25 protein-coding genes and 1 pseudogene are annotated in these 24,382 nt (G+C 53.0%); 18 read left to right on the top strand and 8 right to left on the bottom strand.

Going from position 1 to position 24,382, the window contains the following annotated elements; translation table 11 throughout:
• The first annotated feature begins 2 nt into the window (after positions 1–2).
• Positions 3–1,265, top strand: coding sequence for a hypothetical protein (locus tag HX851_RS29925; RefSeq protein WP_177066395.1), 1,263 nt, complete (start codon positions 3–5; stop codon positions 1,263–1,265).
• Positions 1,266–1,384: 119 nt separating this feature from the next.
• Here HX851_RS29925 and HX851_RS29920 read toward each other — a convergent pair whose 3' ends face one another.
• Both HX851_RS29920 and traD read right to left on the bottom strand, forming a co-directional pair.
• Positions 1,385–1,795: a hypothetical protein gene (locus HX851_RS29920; RefSeq protein ID WP_177066394.1), complete on the bottom strand. Its 411-nt coding sequence runs from the start codon at positions 1,793–1,795 to the stop codon at positions 1,385–1,387.
• 93 nt (positions 1,796–1,888) lie between these two features.
• Complete coding sequence (gene traD / locus HX851_RS29915) at positions 1,889–4,003, bottom strand: type IV conjugative transfer system coupling protein TraD (protein WP_177066393.1); 2,115 nt, start codon at positions 4,001–4,003, stop codon at positions 1,889–1,891.
• A gap of 308 nt (positions 4,004–4,311) precedes the next feature.
• Between traD and HX851_RS29910 the strand changes: the two genes are divergently transcribed.
• From HX851_RS29910 to HX851_RS29870, 9 genes and pseudogenes are all read left to right on the top strand, one after another.
• The gene (locus tag HX851_RS29910; RefSeq protein ID WP_177066392.1) at positions 4,312–5,079 is read left to right on the top strand and encodes a PFL_4669 family integrating conjugative element protein; all 768 of its coding nucleotides are present in this window, start codon (positions 4,312–4,314) and stop codon (positions 5,077–5,079) included.
• A gap of 4 nt (positions 5,080–5,083) precedes the next feature.
• Positions 5,084–5,656 carry a DUF3158 family protein gene (locus HX851_RS29905; protein ID WP_177066391.1) on the top strand — a complete coding sequence of 191 codons (573 nt, stop codon included), beginning with the start codon at positions 5,084–5,086 and terminating at the stop codon, positions 5,654–5,656.
• A gap of 2 nt (positions 5,657–5,658) precedes the next feature.
• Entirely contained in the window at positions 5,659–5,799 is a 141-nt protein-coding gene (locus HX851_RS29900) for a single stranded DNA-binding domain-containing protein (protein ID WP_439899241.1), read from the top strand.
• A 243-nt stretch (positions 5,800–6,042) separates the two neighbouring features.
• Entirely contained in the window at positions 6,043–8,469 is a 2,427-nt protein-coding gene (locus HX851_RS29895; RefSeq protein WP_177066390.1) for a dynamin family protein, read from the top strand.
• Entirely contained in the window at positions 8,469–9,383 is a 915-nt protein-coding gene (locus tag HX851_RS29890; protein WP_177066389.1) for a diguanylate cyclase regulator RdcB family protein, read from the top strand. Before HX851_RS29895 ends, HX851_RS29890 begins: the two co-directional genes overlap by 1 nt.
• Positions 9,380–10,456, top strand: a complete 1,077-nt coding sequence (locus HX851_RS29885; protein ID WP_177066388.1) for a patatin-like phospholipase family protein — start codon at positions 9,380–9,382, stop codon at positions 10,454–10,456. The genes HX851_RS29890 and HX851_RS29885 overlap by 4 nt, the downstream gene beginning before the upstream one ends.
• A 180-nt stretch (positions 10,457–10,636) precedes the next feature.
• Positions 10,637–10,879, top strand: a complete 243-nt coding sequence (locus HX851_RS29880; protein WP_177066387.1) for a hypothetical protein — start codon at positions 10,637–10,639, stop codon at positions 10,877–10,879.
• 153 nt (positions 10,880–11,032) lie between these two features.
• Positions 11,033–11,944 (top strand): hypothetical protein, encoded by a 912-nt coding sequence (locus HX851_RS29875; protein ID WP_177066386.1) that lies wholly within the window; start codon positions 11,033–11,035, stop codon positions 11,942–11,944.
• Positions 11,913–12,080 (top strand): annotated as a pseudogene (locus HX851_RS29870) (transposase); the annotation flags it as partial. The gene HX851_RS29875 and the pseudogene HX851_RS29870, both read left to right, overlap by 32 nt.
• A 214-nt stretch (positions 12,081–12,294) precedes the next feature.
• Here the strand turns inward: HX851_RS29870 and HX851_RS29865 are convergent.
• Positions 12,295–12,642: a DUF6124 family protein gene (locus HX851_RS29865; RefSeq protein WP_177066385.1), complete on the bottom strand. Its 348-nt coding sequence runs from the start codon at positions 12,640–12,642 to the stop codon at positions 12,295–12,297.
• Between the two features lie 484 nt (positions 12,643–13,126).
• On the opposite strand from HX851_RS29865, the gene HX851_RS29860 reads away from it, so the two are divergent.
• Positions 13,127–13,501 (top strand): DUF3742 family protein, encoded by a 375-nt coding sequence (locus HX851_RS29860; protein WP_177066384.1) that lies wholly within the window; start codon positions 13,127–13,129, stop codon positions 13,499–13,501.
• A gap of 2 nt (positions 13,502–13,503) precedes the next feature.
• Here the strand turns inward: HX851_RS29860 and HX851_RS29855 are convergent, their stop codons facing one another.
• Positions 13,504–15,033 (bottom strand): conjugal transfer protein TraG N-terminal domain-containing protein, encoded by a 1,530-nt coding sequence (locus HX851_RS29855; RefSeq protein ID WP_177066383.1) that lies wholly within the window; start codon positions 15,031–15,033, stop codon positions 13,504–13,506.
• The gene (locus tag HX851_RS29850) at positions 15,030–15,383 is read right to left on the bottom strand and encodes a hypothetical protein (RefSeq protein WP_177063811.1); all 354 of its coding nucleotides are present in this window, start codon (positions 15,381–15,383) and stop codon (positions 15,030–15,032) included. Before HX851_RS29850 ends, HX851_RS29855 begins: the two co-directional genes overlap by 4 nt.
• A 435-nt stretch (positions 15,384–15,818) precedes the next feature.
• Between HX851_RS29850 and HX851_RS29845 the strand changes: the two genes are divergently transcribed.
• The 4 genes from HX851_RS29845 to HX851_RS29830 all read left to right on the top strand — a co-directional run bounded on the left by HX851_RS29845 (position 15,819) and on the right by HX851_RS29830 (position 18,571).
• Complete coding sequence (locus HX851_RS29845) at positions 15,819–16,013, top strand: DUF7740 domain-containing protein (protein WP_177066382.1); 195 nt, start codon at positions 15,819–15,821, stop codon at positions 16,011–16,013.
• 34 nt (positions 16,014–16,047) lie between these two features.
• Positions 16,048–16,230 carry a hypothetical protein gene (locus HX851_RS29840; RefSeq protein WP_177066381.1) on the top strand — a complete coding sequence of 61 codons (183 nt, stop codon included), beginning with the start codon at positions 16,048–16,050 and terminating at the stop codon, positions 16,228–16,230.
• A gap of 180 nt (positions 16,231–16,410) precedes the next feature.
• A complete protein-coding gene (locus HX851_RS29835) occupies positions 16,411–17,733 on the top strand; it encodes an AAA family ATPase (RefSeq protein WP_177066380.1) in 1,323 nt (440 codons plus the stop codon).
• Entirely contained in the window at positions 17,723–18,571 is an 849-nt protein-coding gene (locus HX851_RS29830) for a DUF4435 domain-containing protein (RefSeq protein WP_256262845.1), read from the top strand. Before HX851_RS29835 ends, HX851_RS29830 begins: the two co-directional genes overlap by 11 nt.
• A 94-nt stretch (positions 18,572–18,665) precedes the next feature.
• Here HX851_RS29830 and HX851_RS29825 read toward each other — a convergent pair whose 3' ends face one another.
• The 3 genes from HX851_RS29825 to HX851_RS29815 all read right to left on the bottom strand — a co-directional run bounded on the left by HX851_RS29825 (position 18,666) and on the right by HX851_RS29815 (position 20,412).
• Entirely contained in the window at positions 18,666–18,983 is a 318-nt protein-coding gene (locus tag HX851_RS29825) for a hypothetical protein (RefSeq protein WP_177066378.1), read from the bottom strand.
• An 80-nt stretch (positions 18,984–19,063) separates the two neighbouring features.
• Complete coding sequence (locus HX851_RS29820; protein WP_177066377.1) at positions 19,064–19,693, bottom strand: hypothetical protein; 630 nt, start codon at positions 19,691–19,693, stop codon at positions 19,064–19,066.
• A gap of 401 nt (positions 19,694–20,094) precedes the next feature.
• On the bottom strand, positions 20,095–20,412 hold the full coding sequence (locus tag HX851_RS29815; protein ID WP_177066376.1) for a hypothetical protein: 318 nt from the start codon (positions 20,410–20,412) through the stop codon (positions 20,095–20,097).
• Positions 20,413–21,033: 621 nt separating this feature from the next.
• Here HX851_RS29815 and HX851_RS29810 point away from each other — a divergent pair.
• The 3 genes from HX851_RS29810 to HX851_RS29800 are packed head-to-tail and all read left to right on the top strand — an operon-like array spanning position 21,034 to position 24,055.
• The gene (locus tag HX851_RS29810; protein ID WP_177066375.1) at positions 21,034–22,194 is read left to right on the top strand and encodes a nucleoid-associated anti-phage protein; all 1,161 of its coding nucleotides are present in this window, start codon (positions 21,034–21,036) and stop codon (positions 22,192–22,194) included.
• The gene (locus HX851_RS29805) at positions 22,187–23,317 is read left to right on the top strand and encodes an anti-phage protein (RefSeq protein WP_177066374.1); all 1,131 of its coding nucleotides are present in this window, start codon (positions 22,187–22,189) and stop codon (positions 23,315–23,317) included. Before HX851_RS29810 ends, HX851_RS29805 begins: the two co-directional genes overlap by 8 nt.
• A 60-nt stretch (positions 23,318–23,377) precedes the next feature.
• Entirely contained in the window at positions 23,378–24,055 is a 678-nt protein-coding gene (locus HX851_RS29800) for a DUF5710 domain-containing protein (RefSeq protein WP_177066373.1), read from the top strand.
• Positions 24,056–24,382: the final 327 nt, after the last annotated feature.

Genomic DNA, 24,382 nt, shown 5'->3' with positions numbered 1-24,382 from the left:
CCATGTTTTCCGATGTTGTAGCCCTGTACCGGGCAATGGGAGCGCCAGCCATTGAAGGAGGTGTGGTCTCCTATGACGGACTGCCCACTACCGACATCACTGCCGCGCTGCAGGCATGCAAGGATCTGCAGCCCGAATTTGGCAAAATCCAACATCATGAATTTGTTGACGGTGGTGCGGTGGAGATCGAGCTCCGCCTACCTACGAATGAATCTGGTCGGTTTTACGCGAACGTTAGCGACTTGGCCCGTAACGGGTCACTGGGCAAAGGGCAGTTTCCGCAGAACGTGTACGTCGTTGACTTGGGGTGGGCAGATTTTGACGCTAGTGAACCAACACAAATTAAAGAGCTTAGACGAGTTTGTAGGCTAATCGAGCTTCTGGCATTGCTGGCAATCGGGGTTGACAAGGACAGCAGTCCAGATACCTATAACTTGTTCTTCGCTTTGCCTCCCGACGGCGCAAAACCGCCTAGGACGTTTTTGCTGCCGACTCAGGTTGATGAACATGTTCTTGGCCATGAACTCAGGCATATGAGTTTGCTTGAGGAGATTCTTAACCGCAAAAACGAGAATAAAGCTCATCTTTCAGAACGCAAGCTGATGATTCGGATGGCGATCGCCAGTGTAATTGAGAAGTTTGAAAGTGAGCCAAATCACTTCCTCGTAGTGGTTCGCGAATGGAAGGAGGTCCTCGCTACCTATCGCGCAAATTTACAAACTTACGTCTATAGCTTTTCATTCGAGAAGGCTCGGCGCGAATTGGCACAGGCGGAAATCGACTACGGGACCAAGCTCAGCGGCGTGCTGGGTGACATTGCTGGAAAAATGCTGGCGCTCCCGGTCTCTTTTGCTGGATGGGTTGTTCTGAACAACAGTACTTCTTCATTTGAAGGATTCGTTCTGGTACTTGGTTTGATCGTTGTTTCGCTGGTCTTACTCGCGATATTGCACAATCAAATGCTTCAGACGGACCGCTTGTTACACAGCTTCAATGTTGTTTTCGACGACTTCAAAGACAAAATAAAAACCTATCCCCCCAAGCTTCAGGGCCTGCTCAGGATTACAATTGAGCAAGTCGAAAAACAGGGGCGTACTTTGCGGCGTACCTTTCATCTATTGCAGGTACTGGCGCTATTGCCTGCGGTCGGTGCTGGGCTGGTGGCTCTCGTAAAGTATTGGGACTCGTTCCTATGGGTTGTTGTTGCTGCCATATCGGCAATTTTCGTAGCCCCTATTATTGACCCTATTTTTCTAAGCCCATAGCCAATGGAGATCGGATACAAGTGCTAATGAAGTGCGATGCCCGCTTTTGGCCGGTTGCTGCCGGTCACGACCGATAGAAAACAGTCAGAAGAACATTCTTCAAGAGCTCCTGAATGTAGTTATCGCATATCGGTCGAGCCGGGCGGCCAGTCCTCGTAGAGGTTGCAGCCTTCAGGGATCGGGTGACCGTCCATTTGATGGGCTGCCCAGGCAAGCAGGTGTGCCATGCGCTCTGAGCCTGCTGGTGACAGACCGCAGGATTCGGCGACTTCGTCCAGCCGGGTACGGCACAGATCGAGGTGGTGTCGAACGCCGGCCCGTCCGCCGAGGTAGTGATGAAATTCGTCGAGGTGGATGCCGATGCCTGAGACACCGTACGTGCCGGCCACACCGGGCGCTTCCTCGTATATGGCCGTGATGTCATGGCCTTCCAGGGCCGCAACAGCTGTGAGGACCTCGCAGAACGTATCTTTCATGCTGTTGCTGACCCAAAGGTCATAGCTGTTGCCGATGATGATTGGAGCGCCCATGAGCCGTGTCTTGGTTTTATCAGTGGAGTGCTGTGTGCGCTCACACTACCAGAGAAACCACCCGTCATTGTGCTCAGCGGGTTCTGAAACCGCTCAGGGTGCGAGGTCATCGAGCGCTGATGTTCCGCTACCGGTCCACCATTCGCCGCCTCCATCGATGTAGCGTCTGCGCATGCTGTCGGCCAGGGTTTGCAGGTCTTTGGGCATGCATTCGTCGGGGTCTGGGGCGGGTAGAGGCATGCGGATTTTCCAGAGGTTGGCGCCTTCGATCAGGGCGAAGGCCTGGCCTTTGGGGAGGCTGACCACGTGGGCGGGTTCGATCAGTGGCACGCTGGTGGAACTGACCCGGTCCTGGGTGTTGCTGGTGAAGTCGGTGCCGCCTGAAGGATCCGAGCTGTCAGTGGCGCCGCTGACCAAGGTGGTGGAGTAGACGTCGACCTTGGGCAGTTGTTTGGTCAGCAATTCGGCGGTGGCGGTTTCGCGTACCCGCAGCATGAAGAGGTTGTTGAAGTTGCCCACCACCTGGCCTGCCTTGGCGCGGTTGCCGATCTTCGCCTCGATGTCGCTGATGGTCTGGGTGTAGGCGGTGACCTGGATGCCTGCGCCGCCGCCCTTGTTGATCATCGGAATGAACTCGTCGCCCATCAGTTCGTTGAATTCGTCAGCATGGAGATTGATCGGAATCTTCTGGTCCTGGGCGGTATCGGGCAGTCCGTCATCGATGCCGAGTTTGTAGATATGGCCGGCCACAGACACCAGGTCGGCGAACATCGAGTTGCCCACCGCGGCGGCCACCTCCGGGTCGGACAGGGCGTCGAGGCCGACATACACGACCGCGCGCTTCCGAATGACCTGCATCCAGTCGAAAATCGGCCGAGGGTCATCCATGTCGGTGTAGTCGGGTGAGATCAGCTCTGCCATGCGCCCTGTGGTGAGTTTCTCCAGCAGGGGCAGGAGGGAGGCCACGATCTTGTCGAAGTAGGTTTTGTCGTAGCGTACGGCGGAGCGCAGGCCGTCCATGACCGGATCGGCGACTCGAGTTTGGGACAGGTACTGATCGATTGCCGTGACGCGGGGTTGGCGGCCTCGCATGTTGTGGGGGGTGTTCTTCTCGGTCAGGGCACCTTCGATGGAGACGATGATGTCCCAGGCGCCTGGGTCGTGCTGGGTGAAGTAATGGCCGCTGTACTCGATGAACAGGGCATCGATGTTGATCACGTGTTGCTGGATCTTCAGGTAATCCGGACGGTTGCCCAGTTCCACCAATGCGCGGGCAATGATGTTGACGAAGCGCCAGGCGAACTCACGAAAGGCCGCGCTGTTGCCTTCGCCCGAGAGTTGCCCGGAGATCCGGCTGGCGACTTCGGAGATCCGCCCGAAACGGCCTACGGCGTTGTAGCGGGCCGAGAAGTCCGGCCAGCCCAGGTGAAAGACATAGAACTCGTCTTCGCGTCCGGCGCGTTGGGTTTCGACGTACATGCGTTTGAGCAGGTCGGCATCGCCTTTGGGGTCGAACACGATCACCGGTTCGAAGAGGGCTTTCCCGTTGAGGTGTTTGACCCGGCGAATGTCCTGGGTGATGAACAGTTCGGCCAGCCGGGTTTTGCCTACTCGGGTGGTGCCCAGAACCAGGCTGTGACCGACGCGTTCGCCGAGGGGCAGTGACACTTCGACTTCGTTGGGTTCAACGCCGTGGAGGCGGGGAGAGCCGCCTACGGGTGGGAGCGGGCGTACGGGGTTGAGCGGGTTGTCCCAACTGGTGATTGCAGGAATCACGCTCAACGGAAAGGACGCCTTTTCCAGGCGTTGTTCAAGCCGGCGGGCCTGCTGAAACAGCGGTGTCTGTTCCACATAGCGGCGAAACTCGGGGCGGTAGGTTTGCATCAGGCGCTGGGTGTGTCGCTGCTCCCACTTGAAGCCGATGCCGATAAACAGCCGTTGGTTACTCACGGGGACGTGTTTGCTGGTGATCACGTAGCGCGGTAGCCGGCGGATGTTTCGCCTGTACCGCAAGACCATAAGCGCCTGGCGAAGACGAATGCCCCCGAACACCAGAAAGACCAGCGCCGTCACTGCGCCGAACAAAGGGGTGAGGGCGAGTGACCAGGGCGCGAACAGACTCAGGCCTGCCCCGATGATGCACACCGCCACGGTATACAACTCCACGGCGGGACGTAGCAGTGCTTCGATGGTATGGGACTGGGTCATGGTCTTTGCTCGGTGTTGAAAGTACGGGTTGAAGCAATAAGGCGAAAGGGGGATTGGGGCATGGCTGTGTCCTCATCAGTGGGGCGGACACGGTTGCAAATATGGGAGAAGAGGGCTGCAAGAAAACTGGAATGGGTGGCTTCAGATTTGGTGGGTGTTGTGAGGGTGGCTGTGGTGGGCAGCAAATAAGTTGGGCGCCGCTATCGGGGTGTTTTAAAACTCGGCACGCTCGATTCTGTTTTTCGGCTGATGATCGTTTTGTTCCTGATAACACTGCTGCCTTGACCGCCCACCACCAGGAGCAATCGATGTCTGAGCATCTTTTAAAAAGCCTAGGTCCCCTGCGCAGTTCAATCAAGCTGACACTTCATACCCATCACGCTGTGCGTGTCTGGCAGGGCAGACCTGCTGACGAAAATAAACCCGCGATTATTGGGTTTGCCGGATTCGTCCGTTTGATGAACAGAATGAAGCTCGGGGCGGCACAGGATGATCCTTATTCGGACTTTTGGATGATCCGGATGCAGGAGAAACTGGAAAGCTCAAAGGCTGATTTGACCATGGTCCGGCGAAACCTGGATCAGCTCATGAGCTTGATTCCCGAGGCGCTTAGCGTGAGTAAGACGTTGAATACCGAGCCTGTCAAAGTACCGGTATTCATCAACTCACCCTTCGGTTTTTTGGCGCTGTACCTGATCGTTGCCTACGACAACTTTGTTCGTCAGGCGCAGCAGTGTCATTACGTTGCATTGATGAGTCGGCGGGACATGGAGCACTGGATAAACTCCGGTGGCCGTGTGCTGCGCAGCCTGTTCGGGTTCGCTCAGCAGTACAAGTTTTCGGGTGCGACGCGTGCTGATTTCGCTGCTGGCAATGACGTGGCTCGGCAGGCTCAGGAGAGGTTTGGAACCTTACCGTTGGATGTGCTGGAGGGGACGCGACGTTCGGAGTTTGCGCCGGCGATCATGCGGAGTCAGGTGCAAGGCAGGGAGGGCATTGGCGAGGGGGTGGGGGCCTCTTCTGCGCCGGTCTCTGCTGGGGCAGTGCCGAGGGTGTCTGAGAGCCAGGAGGATTGATTCGATGGTCAATTCACAAGGGAATGACAGCGGTGCCGATCCGAGAAATGCGGAGGATGGTCCCAAACAGGTTGCCTTCCAGCCCTTGCAACAGAGTGCCTTCTCTGCGCTGGAACACGGTGCCTTCCTTAAAGGGCTTTTAAAGCCTTTTAAGGGTAAGGGGGAGCTGATTGAAATGGGGGATTGGTGCTGCGCGTTGACGGAAGGCCTCGTAGAGTTGGCGATGCAGAATGTGCTGGCTCAGGCTGAGCGGTATCCGTTCACGTTGTTGCCCATTCGTTTGGTTCGACAATCCACGGGGGCAGGGACGGTGTTTTTGCGTTGGAGCCGAATGGATCGCAGCAAGATGGGGGTGGATCTGTGGGCGGAGTTGATGAGTGACGAACGCACGCCGTTCAGCCTCATTTCTGATCTTTATGCGTTGGAGATACAGCGGATCATCATCAATATGCAGATCAGCCTGACGCACAGTATCAGTCGGCAAGCTTTTCTTTGTGCGGGCAAAGTGGATCTGGCCGAGCGGGCTTATCAGCGACGGATGCTCCAACACGCCAACAGCCATCCGGTGAGGAACTGATCATGTCCACCCATTTTTGGGGAGAGGGGAATATCGGTACGAAGCCTGAGTTCAAGGAGTTTCCCAGCGGCAACAATGCGCCGTGTCGGTTGCTGCGATTGAATATCTATTTCAACAACCCCCACTACCAAGAAGAATGGTGAGTATGAGAATCGAGTGGGTACTGGGCCGGCGTTGGGGCAGCTAGACGTTGGATTAGGGAGGAGTTACCTCTCTACCGAGATAGGCTGGAGTTTGTGTCGTGTTTGATGTGAGTGGTGTCCTTGTGCCATTATTTGGTGAGGATTGAGTGTTCTGATAGGCATGGACCCTCTTTTGGAAAGTGTTTGCACGCCGCAAGCGCTCAATGAAGATGTTTGAGGCAAAGGCCTCGTCAAGGAGAAGGGATGGATCAGGAGCATATCGAACTGCTACGTGAGGAAGCTCTGCGCTTGCTGGATGTTGTAATAGATATGTTGCAGCGCATGAAAGACGCTCCGGGCGTGGTGGTTGATGAAGTGGATAATGAACATCCCACTTTTACCCCCAAAAGCCTTGAAGAGCAGTTGCGTATGCTGGCTGACGAGCAAAGCAAACTGCAGCGCCTGGAGATGGTTCTAGCCGTGGTTGGGACCATGAAGGCTGGTAAGTCCACCACCATCAATGCAATTGTCGGGGCTGAGGTTCTTCCTAATCGTAACCGGCCGATGACAGCTTTACCTACGCGGATCCGTCATCTTCCAGGTCAGCAGAGTCCCACATTGACAGTGGACAAGGCGAAGCTCCTCAACCAGGTGATGGCTGAACTCAAGTCTGCTCTTACCACCCCACAGGGTCGTGAGTTTATTGAAGAGATGCCCTTCGGTAAGGATATGTCGGAGCTGATTGCTAAGGTCCAGGCAAGTCAGACGGTCCAGCAACGTTACGAGGGGCCCGAGCAGATCTATGAGTTTTTACGTGATCTCAACGATCTGGTGCGGATGTGTTTTGCGCTTGACGTCAAATTCCCCTTTGACGCCTACAGGGATATCGACAACATTCCTTTGATCGAGATCGAGTTCGCACATTTTGCGGACTTGCCACCTGGTGCTGGAAGTTTCACCCTGCTCGATACTCCAGGGCCCAATGAAGCAGGTCAACAGCATTTGCGACATATGCTGCGCGATCAACTTAGGCGCGCGTCTGCCGTGATGGCCGTGCTTGATTACACCCAGTTGGGCTCGGATGCGAGTGACCAGATCAGATACGAATTGGCTGAGTTGAACGAGGTGGCTCAGGGGCGGATGTATGCTCTGGTCAACAAGATTGATGAGAAAAACAGAAACAGTGACAGTCTTGATGAGACCTGCAATCAGGTGGCAGCGATGCTCAAGCCATTCGAACGGTCCAATGTTTTCCCGGTAGCCTCCAAGCTGGGTGATCTATCCAACCGTGCCCTACGTGCACTGGACGAGAGTGGAGCATTGCCGCTGCCTACCGGTGCAGAGGATGACTGGGTCATGGACTTTGCAAACTTGGCATTCGGGGCATCCTGGGAAGCGGAAGATCTGCAAGATCATGATGATGTGCGCAAGCGTGCAGGCAAGCTCTGGCGAAATTCGCGGTTTTCCGAGCCGCTGGAAAAGGTTTTACTCAGGGCTCATGCTCAAGCTGCGATATTTGCAATCAGTTCCTCGGCTTCAAAAGTCAAGGATATCGCCAAGAGCCTAAACAATTTCCTGAATGTTCGTGAGGTGGCGCTGGGAAAGAGCGTCGATGAGTTGACCGATGAAATCAAGGCACTTGAGAGCGATATCCATCAGGTCATTACCCTGCGCTCTGATTCTCGTGAGCGTTCTAACGAGGTGTTCCAGGAGATCAAGACTTCAATCGATCAGACTTTTCTGACGGTCCGAGAAGCGATTGGGCAGGAGGTAAAAAAGGGTTTTAGTGCAGCCAAACATACGGAGCAGAAGCAAGTTGTAGCAGAGCATACCAGCATCGTCGGTTTTACCTTTCTTGGTTTGGCCAAAAAAATTTTCGGCAATACTGATACGAGAGCTGAACGACGGCGTAAAAAAAAATTCAAGTTTGGACGCGAATTTGATCCCCAAAACCCTATTATCCAGCTAGATACTGAGCGTGATGCAAAAGAGGTGATCCAGGGTATTGAGGATGGAGTTCGAGATATTATCAAACACAACGAGAGAAGTTTGCATAAGTACGTGAATAAGGAACTGGAGCGATTTAAGCGTGAGTTTGATCGGAGTGTCTCCCGGCAGGCCGTCCAGCTAATCAATGCACTAAGTGAACGCTTCGGCCGGCAAGGTTTCTCCATTGATATCCAATTGCCGACACTACCCTCATTGTCGTTGCCGCTCTCCAGTCAGGAGTTACTTGCCGACGCAATAGAAAAGAAGCAACGCAATGTCCCGTATCGTCGGCGCAGCAGTGGGGTATGGGGAACGATATGTGGTTGGTTTGACAGCGAGGACTGGGGATGGGAGAGCTACACGACAACCGAGGGTTACTACCAGATTGATATCAACCTGGTTGCCAATTCGATCAATCACGTTGTGAATAAAAGTTTCAGCGAGCTGAAAGACGCAGTTGTCAAGCTGGTCGAGCGCCCCTTGGAAGCAGCGGTCGATGTGTTTTTTGAGCAACTACACGATCTTATTAATCAGCTTTCCAGCGATCTCTCGCAAAGCATTCGTGACAAACAAAGTAGTCAGGAGCAGCAGTTGGCTTTGGCCCAAATACTGGTACGTTTCAAGCACCATGTGCCGAGCTTGCGTGGCGATTGTGAGGCACTGGCGATGGATACCTGTGTGCAAGTTCAGGAGGTAGCTTGATGAACCGTGCAGAGCCACTGCCGCAGTCTTCCGAGTTATGTCAATTGCTGACCAGCCTGCCCGAGAAATTTGTGGTGGACTTTGCCAACGGCATTGATGTTGGTCGTGAACACTTGCGTGTTAGCACCAAGCGCACTGATTTTTTCTTAAGACTCTATGATGGTTTTACCGGGCAAGGCTCCAAGCGACAGGCTGAGATTAATGCCAGCCTGTTTGATGGTATTGAAGGGGCTCTACATTGGCTCACAGATCTCAGCACTTCGTTGACATTAAGTAATCATACGATTGCTCAGCTGCAGAAAAGGGTGAGTGATCTGAAACGCAATACAGCCCGTTTGGCTGACTATTCAGTTCAGACCCGGCTCGCACTTGATACTCTCAGCGAAGAGTTGAGTGATCGCTGCCATGCACTTGAAAGCCAGGTGGAACGCATCGACCGTCTACAGCAAGCCCATCTGCATCTTGATCAGGTATTCGGAAAGTGGGGGGCTGGTCGACTTGACGCACTGAGTTTGTCAGGGCGCTGCTATGCGGCGCTGGAGGAGCTGCGTTGGGGGCCGTTTGGAAGCTGCTGCGCCGTGCAGGATGGGAGTGAGCGTCAGCAATTGCTTGAGATGCTGGCTGATCGCGCCATTATTCAGCTGGCGCGGGATGCACAAGTTGCTCGTACCGAGCGCCGGTCTACGGTGCGTTACTGGATGCTTCAGTCAACTCCAGCCGGCGTTGGTATTGCAGGCGATACTGGTGACGCGATTCGTTACCTAGGAGATTGGGCTGATCCCCTGTTGAGTCCCTTTGTCTACGCGATTTCAGGTCAGTCTGAGACGCTACCGTTGCATTTGCCGCGTCTGGGGTCTGCTCAGCGTGTGGCAGAGGGCATGATTGGTGAGGTGTTTATGGGGCACGGGCAATGAGCGAAACCTTCAAAACTGGCCTGGTGTTGTCTGGTGGTGGTGCCAAGGGGGCTTATCAAGTCGGCGTGCTGAAGGCACTGCATGAAGCAGGGGCACGTATTGATATGATCTCGGGTGCTAGCATCGGCGCGCTGAACGGGGGCGTTCTAGCCGGGGCCCCCTCTCTGCGAGTGGGTATAGAGCGATTGACGTTGTTGTGGGACCGGCTTGCCATGGAGTCACCATTGGCGGCCAATATACCGATATACCTGACCTTGCTGGCAGCAGCAGGCTTGCGTGCCCAGGGTGGAGCAGCGCTACTGGCGGCATTGGATATGGGCCGCAAGGCTGCCGATTATTTCGATTTGCCTTGGCCGGAATCACTCGCGAGCCTGAATGATGGTTTGCTGGATGATGCCCCGCTCAAGCAACTGATGGATGTTTTTCTAGAGAGTGAAGGCCTTGACAAGGGGTTACCACTTTATGTGTCGCTGTATCAGTCGCAAGGTGGAATCAACGATTTGCTGCGTGTGGCCGCTGCTGAGTTAGGGCTCGCCGACACGCCCGACTCAGAAGTTGTTCTCATCCAGTCGCTCGCTGAGGGCGAACGCAAGCAGGCGTTGCTTGCCTCGGCGGCTATTCCGTTGCTGTTTGCCTCTCGTTTACATGACGGGAAGCGTTACTCCGATGGTGGGCAGGGCGGTTGGCAGACGGTACAGGGTAATACTCCGATTGCACCATTGCTCGAGGCTGGTTGCAACCTGGTCATTGTTACTCATCTCAGTGAAGGGTCGGCATGGAGCCGGCAACGATTCCCGGACGCCACAGTGCTGGAGATACGTCCCAGCCGTAGTCTTGAACGAACAAAGGGATGGTTCTCAGGTCCCCGGGATTTACTGGGTTTTCATCCAGAGAAAATACCCTCTTGGATCGAGCAGGGCTATCAAGACACCCTTGGATCTCTGACGCGTGTGCTCGAGGCTCAAAAGTCGCGTAACAAGTTGCGAGCCAGCGAAGCCGCTTTAACGCTTGCACAGCATGATGCGGAAATTGCTGACGATGTGCTTGCGCGAGCAATGAAACGATTGAGCTGATGTCTTATCTATTGGTGTCAAGGCATGGTACCAACAGTCTCAATGGGGCGTGCAGTTACGCGCCAAGATGTGGAAGCCGGTCTGTGATACTTGCTATTCGCAAGTATTACTCTCTATCTTAGGTGTGAGGGGGCTATTTTCAGGACTGCACCCAGTATTAAAAAGACGAGATTACTTTAAATGGAAAATATTGAAAAATGGGCTATCAAGAACGCTGATGGTCAGTTGCTCTTGAGCTTCGCTATTGATGCCGCACAGATCCAGATAGGTTGGTTTCTCCCTGATGCCCGAGTGAAGAGCAAGGAAGGCAAGAAGGGGCCTCTGACCTTTAAAGTTTTTTCAAAGGCTGAGGCGCTACTAGCTTCTCTGCTCGTACTGCTTCCTAAAGAGTTTACGGGGGCGCAAGTGGTTAACTTCGAGTAATAACGATCATCTGCGATGAGTACGCAGGCCGGGATTAGTTAACTACTCCAAACGAGCATCAGATCAGGCTCCAAAATTTCACTCGTTGCATTGGTTTGGCGATAGAGAGTTAAGGACGTTCTATACTGGGAGTGTCTTGGAGGAGGGGATGGCATGGAAAGCCAAACACGCATGATGCTGTTGGTGCCAATAGTGCTGATGCTGGTGGGGTGTTTTGAGCGTTCTGTATCAGGCACTTATGTAGCCAAGCGGGAGTCTGGCGCCGAATTGATGCAACTCACACAGACGTCTGATGGAAAGCTCGTTGGCAGCCTTCAGCGTGTAGCCCTCAATACTCAAGGTGCATTGGAAAAGCTTCAGCTCAACGTCATAGGAGCCGTTGACGGTGAGAGTCTGACGTTGACGATGGCTAGGGTGGGCATCCCCATTACCCAGAATTTCAGCGGCGCAGTGACGGACTCAGGCCTGGAACTCAACATGGTTGATAACTCCGGTGCTGCACTCCAGGCGCGTTTTGCTCGCAGCAACATCGAGGAGTTCAATGCTGCTGTAGGTCGATTGACGCAGGCCGGCCAGTCGATCAAATCGGAGAGTGCCCGAGTCGATCAGGTTGAGGCGTTGAATCGCTCGGCGCTGGCGTTGGAACGGTCACTGAATGCTTATGTGGCGAGGGCGGAACAACAAATCGACAAGACACCAAGCTTCATGTCTTACTTTTCTCGAGCCAACAAGGAGGTTAGCGAGAGATTGCAATACGTTCAGCGTATCACGTCAGGTGGTGACAATGAGGTGCGAGGATTACAAGCGAATACTCTTCTGAATCAGATCACTGCTTCTGAGTCGCCTATCCGTAACACAAGCGAGTCGATCGATCAGGCCATTGAGGAGATTCGTCGAGAAGAGACCTCACTCAACGCGCGCCTCATAGCTTTCAATGGGATTTGCCTCGGATCCGCGTCCACGGTGAAGTGTAGTGGTCTAATGATACCGGACACCCATTTAGGCGAGAATACTCGCCAGATAGAGGTGTCTGATGACCAAGCAACCTCGTTCCTTTTCCGCTGAATTCAAACGCGAGGCCGCAGGCCTCGTGCTCGATCAAGGCTATAGCCATATCGAAGCCAGCCGCTCGCTTGGGGTGGTCGAGTCCGTGTGGCGTCGCTGGGTTACTCAGGCCGAGAAAAAACTTAACGTCGTGTCCGGGATTAGTTGACCACTACACTATGACCTGACATTCAGCTTAGGGCCGGATAACCTCTGGACCCAGGCTTAAGGGGGCCGCAGTGGTCAGTTGGAGTCGCCCGGATCCAACGGAGGAAGGCTTGGCGCTGACCTCAAAAGTCATCGTGCAGCGAAAGGCGTGAGCGGTGAAAGCAAAACGGGAAGCGAGGCTTCCCGTTTGTGCTTCTGGCGCATCAACCTCTGACGCGGGCTTCCTGCATATCCAGCACTGAATCTATCTTCTGCTGCGCCAACTCGATCAGGTGCACCACACCCATCGCGACCTTGCGATTCGTGCCGGTCTGGTTGTCGGCGTTTTCATAGGCAGTGGCCGCCGCGGATTGCAGAATCGAGTAGACGTCGAGCAGGATGGTTTCCCGATCCCTGGACAGAGGCAAGTTCTCCAGCAGCACGGAGACAGGGAGGGGCTTCGAACCTGCCTTGGGCCCAAGGTCATAGTGAGACAAGGCCCGGTCGGCAATACGCGAGTCGATGTTTACGGCGTTGGGTGATGCAGGCGGATTGGGGGTAGGTTTGAACATGGCGTGGCTCCTGTGATGAAGGACTACCACCCACTGCTGTCAAACAGTAAGGGTGGCAGCTGTACGTAGGTTGACAGACCGGACACAGGATACCCGGCGCACCCGAGGGTGCCCTGCGCACAGCCGCCATAACACTCAACGACAAGCATCAAAAAAATGCCTGCAATAGTGGTCGGGGGCTGTTTGCGCCTGTGAGTTTCAGTCTGTCAAAACCGAGTCACCGAATATGCGGTGACGAGGGGAGACTAGTGCACTGGAATTGGCAGACGCAAGCGGTCGGGATTTTCTAGGAAATTTCACTCAAGGGAAAGAGAGTTGTCTTGCCGCTGGATTGAATGCCCCTAATTTTTCACGTTTTCCGTCAAATCTACCGTCATTTGAGAAAATTCTTACGGGCTCTTATTTGTGTCCTCTGCCAAGCTGAATTGTGCGTCGTACCGATAAGTTGTACGGCGAGAGAAATCTCAATCGCGAGGTCAGAAGTATGGCTGCTGAAACGAAGAAAAAAGGATTTACCTACCGCATTGGCTTCGTATTTGGGTGGTTCTCGGCCCGCTACCGTAGGCTCGAAGCGCCGGTGATTCGCTGGGCGATGAAGAAGGGTATGCCCGCCACGTTGGCGAGCTTGCTGGGTGCGCTGATCAGGTTATCGCTGATTGGTGTATTCCTGTTTGCCGTGTTCTGGGTTGTGGTCGCGGTTATCGGAGTTATTGTGTGCAAGGAGATCTTGCTTAGTAGTTCAGAAATAGGAAAAGAGGAAGAGGAAGAGGATGCTGTATGGATGGATGGAGAACAGCTATTTCCCGATCCTTACTCCCCAGAAAATATTAATGATCCAGCATTTCATAAGTTTGATTAGAGTCAACTTTTCTTGATCCTATTAAGCGATTTTTTTATGGTGTTCTCTAGGATGCTTTTGCCCGCTCCTCCGAATTGATGGGCGCTGCTAGTTCCATCTGTCAATCCTCTTAAAATTTGACCTGATCGGATCCCCACCCATGTCAGTGCCGACATCCAAAACGATGGCATAATGATGAACATAGCTCCCATCACTAAGCCCAACAGAAAGTCAGCCTGCTCATTGTTCAATCCCATCAGCGGGTTTAAGTTTGCATGGGGCGAACCGAGCCCGTAGAGGGCATCGAAGATGGTGCTGTCGATCCAGCGTGCAAGTTGGAACCAGAAGTCGACGAAGATCATCGCGAACTGCACCACCGACACGGTGATCACTGCTTTCAGGTCGTAGCTACCGAGCACAAGCACCAGTGGAATGCAGATCACCAGTGCCATCTTCAGGAAGGCCATTACCATCGGTAGCGCCTGGCGCACCACGTCCATCGCCGGCAGGTTCGTCAAGGTCCCCATGGTCGTCCCGACGGCCCCCGTCACCCGAGCAGCAAAGTCAGGTATCGAGGTGCCGATCCGCCCACCATAGTCCGTATAGACTTGGCCTTGGGTCATTTTCTGATTCCGGGGTGACACCACCTGCCGAATGAGCGCGTCGTTCACCTCATCTTTGCTGGCAAAACTAGCCCACTTTTCGAAGCGCTCCAGCAGGGTGCTGTCTACCTCGCTAAGTACTCGGTCTCTCAATCCCTTTTCTTCATCATTCCACCACTGATTACATGTCGGGTAGCCACCCCCGCCACTCACTTGTGCTAGGCCCGCATCCCGGTCCGGATCGTAGGGCCATTCGGTTCGTGGGGTCTTGGAGTGATAGGTGTCGTAGTAACCCGGTTTCTCCAGAAAGTACCTGGAACCAATCCAATTGATGTCGTTGGTTTGCTCCTCGGTGAGGGGCGGGCGGCTCATGAACAGCTTGGCCCGGGAGTAGCCGTAGCAATCGTTGGTGAAGTCGGCGACCTCCTGACCCAGCAGCGGGTTCTTCAGCCGACTATTGTTCACCTCCATGCGCATCTGCCGCAGATCGGTTCCACAGGGAATGGCAGCCACTGCGGCACCACTCACGGCCTTCGATATCGAATGCACGAAGAACCACCAGAGCGGGACCTTGGCGCTTTGGTCGTTCAGGGCGGTAAAGGACTTTCCCCACCCGGTGTCCTGAGGATCGGGCTGCAGGTACTGACACTGTTGCGAGCGGCTCTTGTCGAACTCCAGGGTAGTCAGATTCAGGGTGATGAAGGGCACTCCGGCGAACAGGATGACCGCAGCGGCCAACCACAGACGGTGTTCAATTCTGGCGCTGGCGGCGAACGCCAGATCGCTGCCACCCCCGTCTTCCCGAGCGTTGAACCACTCCTGAAGTATGATGACCAGAAAGGGCAGCGCGAAAAAACCGGAGTCCATCAGCACGTTCCAAACTCCATTGCTGACCAGCCAACCTACCAACGTCAGGTAGTACTCCAGGTAATCGTTGGTATAAAGCGTCATACCAACTCCCCCCACAATGCCAAGGCCCGCACCAGTTCGATCAGCAGGATGCCGAGGACAGCGGTGACTTCGGCCCTTTTCAGGCTTTTGAGAAAGACCGGCTGAGCTCGGAGCGTCCTTCGGCGGAACCATACCCATCCCCATGCGGCGAGGCTGAATAAGGTGAGCCGGGCGATCAGGAAGTACCAGTAGTTATGAATCTGCCACTCTTGCCAGGTTGCGAGGCGCATGAGGGAAAGGCCACCGATTGTCACGAAGCTCACGATGAGCAGGCTCAGTAGAGCCAAAGCCAACGGCACGACGACAACGAGGCCCAGGAGCTTGAGGGATTTGTGCGTGCTCATGTTCATGGCTTCACTGCCTGCGTACGCCGTGCAGAGACGTGACAATACTCAACGGCCAGCAGTTGCCCACGGCGTTGCCCTACGCTGTTGGGTAGGGCTGAGGCGGCACGCAGGAGGAGGGCATAGAGAGACCTGACAGCGGCTGCCAGCAGGCGTGTTTTCTTCATTGCGGCAACCGTTGAGATCGCAGATGGCGTGTGGTGAAGATGAGGCATGGTGAGGCTCCTGAGAGAGAAGCCTTGAATCCTCCTCAAGACGGCGCAGGATCACAGCCGGAAAACTGGTCCGCACGTGGAGCCTTTGCTTATGGTGATTGCCCAAGAGTTGGTTTAGCTTCTGCGTTGACCCAGCCTGCCGGCCGAGCGGCGACCCGCCCGGCCTCTGGAGAAAACCCTGAAGGCGCCGATAGCCTCTCGTCCAGATCGACCGAGCCACTGATTTATGACCCTCTCCGACGCTGTTCTCATCCTGCTACTGGCCGCCCGTATACATGGTACGGACGAAGCCGTGCGGGCCTCCGCCAAAAGCTGCGTGAAGAAACTGCCGCGGGGCAAGCGCGACCTGATCTACAACGTGATCAACAGTCGCAGCCCCATGGAACTGGTGGCCTTCCTGGCTGAAAACCTCCAGGACTGAAACCGCTCGCTGTTTGGCCCAGGGATATTCTTGAATGAGTGACACCTACACCGCCTACGAACACGCCAAGAACAATCAGGCGGAAATCGAACGCAGCAGTACCGATGCCTGCTTTGGTTGTTACGCCACCTTTGCTGCCGTCGAGGTCACCCGATGTATCAATGGAATAGCATCAGCCCATCGAGAGCTTGCAGGTCGCCTAGCTCAAACTCCATAAGCTGAAGCGGATCTTGGTTAGTGTCCGCTCTTGGCTGAACGCGACCTATCATCAAGGAATGCTATCGTCGAAGAAAAGGCGATGGCTCGGCTGGTGGAAAGAGTCGACGAAGAGTCGGTGAGGACGATGGCTCATGGCCATTGGTTGTGTCATGATTGCTGCATTACTAAGGGAGTAGTCATGAGTAAATTTGTCAAGATCGAAGAGATTTTCATTTCTAAGCTTTATGGTATTTACAATCACAAAGTTTCACTCAGGGATGGTGGCGTTACTATCATCCATGGGGCTAACGGAGTTGGTAAGACCGCAGTTCTTAAGTGCCTGAAGTACCTCTTTGAATGGAATATTGATGCGTTAGGTAGCATTCCTTTTAGGACTATACATGTCGGGCTTACTGATGAAGTTAAAATATCTATTTCTCGAGAGCCAAGTGGTAAGCCTCTAGAGAAAAATGATCGTTCCTATCTCAGTGGTCCGCTAGAGATTTCATTTTTTAAATCTGGTAGCTCTCATATAGAGACTATCTCATCGATGGATCCTGAATTACTTTCTATTGCTAAGGCGATGGCAGAATCTAGGCCGTGGCTTAAAGAGGTTAGGCAAGGTTTATGGTTCGATGAGAATACCGGCGAGCCAGTAGATGTGTGGGATCTTGCTCATAAATTTATTCATGGCAAAAATCGTAAACGAAAAACCAGATCAGCTTTTTTTGAGAAAATACGCCGAGAACTAAACGTAAAGCTGATTGATACCTATCGATTGGCAGTTCGTGGCGGGGAAAATTCAAGGCCGACCGTTGATCTTTGTGCTGCGGATATGATTGGGCAAATCGAAGCTGTTAGTGCTGAATATGCCCAGAGATCCCAAACCCTTGATCAATCTTTCCCGCATAGACTGATTGCAGGAGATCATGAGTTCCTAAGTCCGGACTTGGTAAGCGAACGATTGAAAAACCTTGAGGCGTATCAGACTTGGTTGAGTGCAATGGGTTTGCTAGCAACGATTGAAGGCCCATCCTTCCCCTCTGACGTAAAGTCTCTGTCGCCTGGAAAAATAGAAACAATGAGTTTGTTTGTTCAGGATAGCGAGTCGAAGTTGAGTGTTTTTGGTAATTTGGCAGAGAAGTGTTTTGTACTTTCGGATCTTCTAAGAGTAAAGCTGGCTCACAAGCGAATTATAATAAATAAAGAGCGTGGGCTTTCAGTTGTAGGTGAGGCAGGGGGCGATATTCCACTTTCGTCCTTGTCTTCAGGTGAGCAGCACGAAATCGTTTTGATGTATGAGCTATTATTTAAAACTCCTTCTAATTCACTTTTGCTCATAGATGAGCCTGAAATTTCGCTTCATGTTAAGTGGCAAAAAAGCTTCATTCAGGATCTAAAGCGGATCCGAGATTTAGTTGGTTTTGATGCGTTGATTGCAACTCACTCACCGTTTATCGTTGGTGACTTCTACGAGTTGATGGAATCTCTGGACGAAATTGGTGAACAGGATGATTACTGATAGAGAGCCTGGGGACATAGTTGCTGAAGTGTTGATGACTATATCAGTAGACCCTGAGGCCGTTTTCTGGTTGCTTGAGGGCGTAACAGATCTAAAATTCTTTAGGCCTAGAGTTAAGCCAGGGCTCTGCCTTATTGATTCGACTGGGAAATATAAGCTTATCCGTGCCATGGATGTGTTTAATTCGGATCCGCGGTTCTCTGATCTGAACATGCTCGGAATTGTGGATAATGACTATGATTGGCTAACTAAATATCAGCTTCCAAAAAATGTTATCTCAACCGAACCGCGAGACCTTGAGGGGCTGATGCTAAGGGCTAATAGTATTGCATGTGTATTGGCAGAGTACGCACAGCCTGCACTGGTTGAGCGATTTGAGGCAAATGGCACATCAATAGTTGATGCGGTTGTACAGCGCGCTCTGTTTTTTGGAAAAATTAGGGCGGTTAATAATATTCATAAACGAGTCTGCTTAAAAAAATTTAAACCTATAAGTTTTTTTGGGGCGGACTGGAGTTACGATCAGGAGTCCGCTTTAGCACGAGCTGTTCAGCTCGGGGTAGGTGAATCAGTCGATTTTTTACGCAGTGAAATGCAGAGGCTTCCAGATGTTAATGATTGGTACTATGTGCGTGGACATGATGCAATTGATATTCTGTGCGGGGGGCTAAAGTCGATTTTCGGTGATGGTCGTTCAGTAGGTGCTAATGCAATCGAACCCCTATTGAGGCAATCGTTAAGCGATGCAGAGTTCGCTAGATCAAAAATCTATACCGAAGTGAATTCTTGGCATGTGTCCCGCGGAATAGAGACTCCATATACATATCAAGTCTCGTAAAAACGCTCGACATCGCGAAATACTCCTCGAGCAACTGCAGAAAAAAGCCCGACAGAGTCGGGCTTGAGTGGGTATTGCAATGGGTACCGTCAGATCATGACTCCACCAGCTCATCCCTGAGCGAGAGGAGCAGATACGGCTTTCCCTGGATGGGGGCCATAAGGCTCAATGTCAGCTCCAGCCGTGGCTGTTTCTTCCTAAGAAACGGGTACAGGCTGAAATGCACCTGCGGGGCTTCACGGTGTTGCTTGTACGCCTTGGCTGCCGCACTCAACAGCTCATACAGCCGGCTTTCGAAGGTCGAGCGCCGACGGTGCTTGTGGCACGACACCGCTTGCTCCCATGCCTGCGGCGTGACTGTCATGGCGTACGGCAGTAGGTCGACCGTTTGTTTTTGCTTGGGGTGGAACATTTGACTTCTCCTGTGTAGAGAAATCACCTGTCCCGACCGGGAGGTGATTTCCCGGTTGCGGTTATTGATGCGTCTACGTGTTAAGCGGTGCAGCAGGTGACGCCGGTATTGATGAGCGCCTGCAAGGCAAACGCTCGCCATCTAGGTGATATCAAGAAACCTTTCAATTCCCTGGCTTCTCGCCTGGCAATCCTTGCCGAATCGTAGGCTTCCCCACGTATGTCCTCGTTGGCCTGCTCAAGCAGTGCCGCTATCCGATGTTCAACAGCCGACACTTCTTCAGCCGTGCGACAGGGACGCCGCCAGACGATCTCAGAGGTCTCAACAACCCCGGAGAGCACTCGCTCGGCATTTGCCCTGTCGTGCGTTGCAGAGCCTCGTTTGTAGGCCCTAGCCCCGGTGTAATAAATCTCGACGGTGCGCGGATCGAACGAACCCACCGGCCCCAGCCTTGGAAACATGTGCAGCTCGTAGAAGCGTGAGGCACACAGCACAATCGCGTCCTCGATCAGCCCTCCGTGGCCGATCACGTACTCGCTCGCAAGCTGGTAGTAACCCACGTGTGGCGCCTCTTCCGGCAAGCTCAACACGCCTGTGCAAACAATCGTGAACTGACGCTCATACGCGTCCAGGCGCAGATACGAGTTCGGGATGTAGGGGTTCCGAATGAACGGAAACGGTAGAAGCAAAACATTCGCAGGTTTTCCCATGAAGCACTCCTTGGGGCGGGATAAACCTCACCCGTAGGGCAAGGAATCCCTAGGGATGGATGTCAGGTTGAAACGGGGTTCAGGCGACGCGCAGGGCACCCAAGAGCGTCAATGACACCGCTGGACGACGCTCAGCACAGTCGTGCTGCACAAGCCGCGGCAGGGTGTTGGCAGAGGAAAACCTCGACCTGGGAATGAGGGCTGATGAACAGCGAGCATCACAGGATGCAGGCGTTCGAGTCAGCAGTTCAGCATGAGCACTGACGGCGTGAAGAAGGAGCCGGTGAGGCTCTATGCAACAAGGATGGGGCATGGTGACTCTCCTGGTTCATGAAGCGGAACGCGGAGAACACTTCGCCCGGCGGGGGAGTTCCCCGCGTGGGTAGGTACAGCAGAGGGTATTAGGTGAGGTACCTAAATCCGGCAAACATCATTCCGACGATTGCCGTCCCCATGGCACCGACCGCTTGGAAGAGCCGTAGCTGAAGCTTGTGACCCATGGCACCCATTTCAGTGTGAAGCGTTTTGATCTCGGCCTTCAGCTCGATACGAAGCTCGGAGACATCGGCTTTCAATTCGGTGCGCAGTGCCAGGACATCAGCTTTGGTAGCAAGAACTGAACTCATTTCTTTCTCCAGTGCGTCAATGACTGCAGTCGCGTGTTCTTCTTTGACGTTGGCCGCGACCAACGCCTTGTATAAAGCCATTTCCAATTTCATCAGACCTCCGAGTTTTGTGGAGGGCCTGGCCCTACGGGCAAGGCCCGTAGGGGGAAAAGGTGGTGCAACAGCAGTGCTTCCATCGGCTGCAATGGCAGTCGATCAGTCGCACTACCGGAAGCGCTGCGACCTGAGGTTGTGGATCATGCGCAATGGCGCATCGCAGCTCTCAGATCCAGGCTGCATGGCAGGGTGCTGACAATGCCAGCGGTATGCCCCTGCACAATGAATAACGTCGCCGGCGCCTGTCAAAGCCCCATCTGCAACAAGCTTTTGCTGACCTGCCGCATCTGTCTGAAACCTGGAGTGCGACTACTAATCCAGTCCCATGTTTAGCGTAGGATTCGTACAGGTTCGTTTATCAGGTAGTACTGAAATAGAGATCAGAAAATACGCGATTGCAGGCCTAGAACAACGAGTCGAGTTCGTTCGAAAGCGAAGCGGCCGTATGCGATAAGGGTTGAGTATGGACTTTCTGGAGTGCCCAAAAGTGGGCGCTCTGACCTGCTAGTCTTGAGAGGTAGGGTTACTTACTTGGAGTGCCTTCATTATGCTATCATCCAAGGTTTGCAGCTGACGTCAAAGCGGTCAGTATTTCTAGTCACTACGGACGAAACTATCATGGACGATCGCGTATCAACTTTACCTCAAACGCCCCCTGAAGCAGAGGCCCCGAAACCTGAGGTGAAACCGCTCGTTGTGCTGAACGCGTGTGCCGCGAAGTTTTTCAAGAAAACGCTTGGCGGCCTGACGTTCTACGATAGCAATAAGGGAAGCAACTGGGACCTGAAATCCCCCGTGTGCGTTGATTTCGTCAATTTTATCGGTAAGAAATTTTCCAAGAGCGGGAGGATCTACGGATACGTGGACCCGAATATGCTCTCGGCTGCTGCTAACTTTTCAAAATATGCCAGCGATTTGAAATTCGATGCTTTCGTTAATGGTATCATGACGCAACTGTGCGACGAGGCAAACGACCCGGCCCGTCGCTCACTAAGTGAAGGTTATGTAGTATTTTCACACTACCAAGACCACCGTCAGGTGGACCATCTCTTAATTGTTATGTTGGGTAAAAAAGCTGGTTATGACTTCGACAATGACAGCAACCTCAACCCGAAGGACACAGAAAGCCTGAACCTTCAGGACTTCCGCCAAGCTGCGTGCATGGATTTGACAGAGTTCAGAAAAGGCTTCCCGCAGAATACGGGTGATTCCTACCTTTATTTTATTAAAGGGAATTCAAAGAGCGAGTTCTTCACCGCTGCTTTGGGTTGCTCAGACTCCATTCCCGGAAAGGTGTGTGTCGACAACTTAAAAAATGCCCTAGTTGCGTATTTCCAAGAAGAGGCGAACTCCCTGACGGCATCAGAACGACGCACAATCCATAAGCGCGTCGTTGATTACATTGAAAATAAAGCAGGCGAACGCATACACCTGTCAGAAGTTCAGCACGTCATCAACAAGTGCCTGAAAGAAGACTCGTCTCACCATGGCGGCCTCATCAAATTCATCTCAGAAAACTCTGATCGTTTCAAAGTGAGCGAAGAGTTCCAGCCCTCCGGTGTCACCGCCAAAAGCATCGCTTATGTCGATCTCAAGCTCCCATCAGGGGAGTTTTCGGGGCGTTTCAAGCTGGATGCCGTGGCCGTCGACAAGAGTGACGCAGACCTAAGCGTCGACAAGGATTTCGTATATCTGAAGGTCAAGCTTCCAATTGAGGTATCGAACCAGTTGAGAAGTATCAACGCTGACAATCCGTCCTCGGCCTCCGAAGATGTTTGATCGCATATCGCTGGATGATGACGAGCTCATCCTAAACGCGCAGTCGCTCGATATGGAAGAGGTGCATGCGTTCCTCAAAGCCTACGGCTGCCATACCCCCGAAAATTTGGAGCTGATTGGCACCGATCTTTATCTCTGGGAATCCTCACTTTGGGATGATGGCTACGTGCCTTTCTTTGCTAGCTCCGAGGCCATGTGGCACGCAATACGGACGCGCAGCAAAAGGCCTGAACATGTCTATATTATCGGCATGGATGACGATCAGCAGGCATCTGTTTCCCGGTCGCTAGACCTGTATTTTTTGCTTAGAGAAACCCTCAGAACGCTCTGCCATAGCGAAGGTGATGACCGGCAAGTCCACAAGTATATTTTCTTCAGCTCGAAAGAATCACTCCTTACAAAGCTTGAAATTTCTTACCTGATGACCAGTGATGAGTTGTTGGCTATCGATGTGAGCGAGAAAAATTTAAAAGACGCTCAAACAATGCGTTCGGCGGTGATGGCCGATGAAGATGTTCATTGCGAAGAGCGTCGTCACGTCATGCGTGAGACGCTGACGGATTTCTTGAAGGATGAGAAGGACTGCAACATCCGCTTGATAATGGAGTCCGTCTCTAAATTTTACAAAAAGTACAACGAGCGCTACAAGGTTTACGTCAGCAAGTTTTCAGTTAATAAAATCTTGACTGAAATCGAAAGCGATTGCGTTAATTTTTTAGGAAAAGTGCAAGAAGCTATCATGGCACAGCAAACAAAAGCGTTTGCCGTGCCAGGTGGTATCGTGGCAGCTGGGGCCATTTTAAGACCAGCTACGACTGCGTGGGATTACCTGGTCATACTGGTAGGTCTGTTCATCTCGACCTGGATGATTGTTTCTTTGAACAACAATGTCGTCAGCCATATCAACCTGCTAACAGAAGAGTTCGAACGCTCCACCAAAAAGTACGATCATATCGTTGTAGGTGTCGAAGAGATTCAGGAGAAAATCGAGGAGTCTCGCAAAAAGCTTTCAACGTCCTCTAAATCGGCTAAGTCCAGGCTTGGTGTCCTGACTCGCGTGTGCTGCCTAATATTTTTATTGATAAGCGCGATCCTGCTTAAGCGCTCCCTGGAGACTATTTAGTCGGATATTGCAGATAATGCTTGCTTAGCAGGCAGAGTGATTAAAGAAAATGGAAGAAGAATGGCAAGGATTGATTTGGTTGTACCCTTTTCAGAGAAAGACGAAGCGAAATCCCTAGGCGCTAAATGGGACCCGAGCTTGAAGACCTGGTACGTTCCAGAGGGCGTGGCAGTGGGTGCTCTCGTCCGTTGGCTGCCGAAACCAGACAAGTCCGATCTGGAGCACAAACCTGAATTTGAAGTCAGATCGCCCTACTACTACGTGGTTGAGTCGACCTCGGGATGCTGGGGATGTTCCAATATAACTCGTGTATTCGCATTCATGCTTCCAGAGGCGCACGAGGAATTTGAGTACGTGTACGATGAGGAAGTAGAGTTTGAACTGACAAGCAACCTGGGTGAGTGGCGATGCAACGAATATCGCGGCACGGTGGGCAGTGTCCATAGCATGTCCCCAGCTGTCTCAAAACAGATCTGCCGCTTCACAGGCAACTTCAAGCTGGCATACAGTAAAGCTGCTGGTCACCGGTACTTCATGAATCACTGTGAGCATTGTGGGGCGAAGCTGGGAGATTACTTTATGCACGCTGAGCCAGGAGGGGCTTTCGTTCCGGTGTCCCCAGAGCAGGCCAGCAAGATGATTCTGGTAAGAATAGACGAGCGGTTTGACGCCAACTGTGGGATTGGCTTCGCTAGTGAGGATTTCTTCGACTGGATGCAGTTGCGTGAGCGGCCCTAGGCGCACGCTCGCTTTCGTTAGCTCGACGTATAGCCCACGTATCCCCTGTCGTCGCCCGGAAACCCCTACCACTAGCAGATACTCTTCTTACTTTGGGCACGCCCCCTTTCTTCGCTCAGAGCTTTGGATGATCAAAAGTAGCCAACGCCGTTTGGACGTTGGCGCTGTCCGGGTAACCTTCAATAAGAACTCTATAAATGCTTCCACATGGTATGGCGACTGCGGCCGGTTGAGCGTCGTCTCGCCACCGTTTGCTTTGGGTCGAGTCCAGCAAACCATGGAGATCGAGTGCACGGGGCACGCCCGATGCAAACGACTGGTCAAGTC

Origin of the sequence: Pseudomonas gingeri (assembly GCF_013385635.1) — a bacterium.
Lineage (GTDB): Bacteria > Pseudomonadota > Gammaproteobacteria > Pseudomonadales > Pseudomonadaceae > Aquipseudomonas > Aquipseudomonas gingeri_A.
Note: the sequence above shows the minus strand (reverse complement) of the source record. Positions and strands in the feature narration are given on the sequence as shown.

What these genes read in the sequence shown, in the direction of transcription:
- HX851_RS29845 (WP_177066382.1), top strand. Translation starts at nt 15,819, where the DNA reads ATGACCCTCTCCGACGCTGTTCTCATCCTGCTACTGGCCGCCCGTATA.
- HX851_RS29820 (WP_177066377.1), bottom strand. Translation starts at nt 19,693, where the DNA reads ATGGGAAAACCTGCGAATGTTTTGCTTCTACCGTTTCCGTTCATTCGG.
- HX851_RS29835 (WP_177066380.1), top strand. Translation starts at nt 16,411, where the DNA reads ATGAGTAAATTTGTCAAGATCGAAGAGATTTTCATTTCTAAGCTTTAT.
- HX851_RS29875 (WP_177066386.1), top strand. Translation starts at nt 11,033, where the DNA reads ATGGAAAGCCAAACACGCATGATGCTGTTGGTGCCAATAGTGCTGATG.
- HX851_RS29885 (WP_177066388.1), top strand. Translation starts at nt 9,380, where the DNA reads ATGAGCGAAACCTTCAAAACTGGCCTGGTGTTGTCTGGTGGTGGTGCC.
- HX851_RS29925 (WP_177066395.1), top strand. Translation starts at nt 3, where the DNA reads ATGTTTTCCGATGTTGTAGCCCTGTACCGGGCAATGGGAGCGCCAGCC.
- HX851_RS29805 (WP_177066374.1), top strand. Translation starts at nt 22,187, where the DNA reads ATGTTTGATCGCATATCGCTGGATGATGACGAGCTCATCCTAAACGCG.
- HX851_RS29900 (WP_439899241.1), top strand. Translation starts at nt 5,659, where the DNA reads ATGTCCACCCATTTTTGGGGAGAGGGGAATATCGGTACGAAGCCTGAG.
- HX851_RS29890 (WP_177066389.1), top strand. Translation starts at nt 8,469, where the DNA reads ATGAACCGTGCAGAGCCACTGCCGCAGTCTTCCGAGTTATGTCAATTG.
- HX851_RS29855 (WP_177066383.1), bottom strand. Translation starts at nt 15,033, where the DNA reads ATGACGCTTTATACCAACGATTACCTGGAGTACTACCTGACGTTGGTA.
- HX851_RS29865 (WP_177066385.1), bottom strand. Translation starts at nt 12,642, where the DNA reads ATGTTCAAACCTACCCCCAATCCGCCTGCATCACCCAACGCCGTAAAC.
- HX851_RS29850 (WP_177063811.1), bottom strand. Translation starts at nt 15,383, where the DNA reads ATGAACATGAGCACGCACAAATCCCTCAAGCTCCTGGGCCTCGTTGTC.
- HX851_RS29825 (WP_177066378.1), bottom strand. Translation starts at nt 18,983, where the DNA reads ATGTTCCACCCCAAGCAAAAACAAACGGTCGACCTACTGCCGTACGCC.
- traD (WP_177066393.1), bottom strand. Translation starts at nt 4,003, where the DNA reads ATGACCCAGTCCCATACCATCGAAGCACTGCTACGTCCCGCCGTGGAG.
- HX851_RS29840 (WP_177066381.1), top strand. Translation starts at nt 16,048, where the DNA reads ATGAGTGACACCTACACCGCCTACGAACACGCCAAGAACAATCAGGCG.
- HX851_RS29830 (WP_256262845.1), top strand. Translation starts at nt 17,723, where the DNA reads ATGATTACTGATAGAGAGCCTGGGGACATAGTTGCTGAAGTGTTGATG.
- HX851_RS29860 (WP_177066384.1), top strand. Translation starts at nt 13,127, where the DNA reads ATGGCTGCTGAAACGAAGAAAAAAGGATTTACCTACCGCATTGGCTTC.
- HX851_RS29800 (WP_177066373.1), top strand. Translation starts at nt 23,378, where the DNA reads ATGGCAAGGATTGATTTGGTTGTACCCTTTTCAGAGAAAGACGAAGCG.
- HX851_RS29895 (WP_177066390.1), top strand. Translation starts at nt 6,043, where the DNA reads ATGGATCAGGAGCATATCGAACTGCTACGTGAGGAAGCTCTGCGCTTG.
- HX851_RS29815 (WP_177066376.1), bottom strand. Translation starts at nt 20,412, where the DNA reads ATGAAATTGGAAATGGCTTTATACAAGGCGTTGGTCGCGGCCAACGTC.
- HX851_RS29905 (WP_177066391.1), top strand. Translation starts at nt 5,084, where the DNA reads ATGGTCAATTCACAAGGGAATGACAGCGGTGCCGATCCGAGAAATGCG.
- HX851_RS29810 (WP_177066375.1), top strand. Translation starts at nt 21,034, where the DNA reads ATGGACGATCGCGTATCAACTTTACCTCAAACGCCCCCTGAAGCAGAG.
- HX851_RS29910 (WP_177066392.1), top strand. Translation starts at nt 4,312, where the DNA reads ATGTCTGAGCATCTTTTAAAAAGCCTAGGTCCCCTGCGCAGTTCAATC.
- HX851_RS29880 (WP_177066387.1), top strand. Translation starts at nt 10,637, where the DNA reads ATGGAAAATATTGAAAAATGGGCTATCAAGAACGCTGATGGTCAGTTG.
- HX851_RS29920 (WP_177066394.1), bottom strand. Translation starts at nt 1,795, where the DNA reads ATGGGCGCTCCAATCATCATCGGCAACAGCTATGACCTTTGGGTCAGC.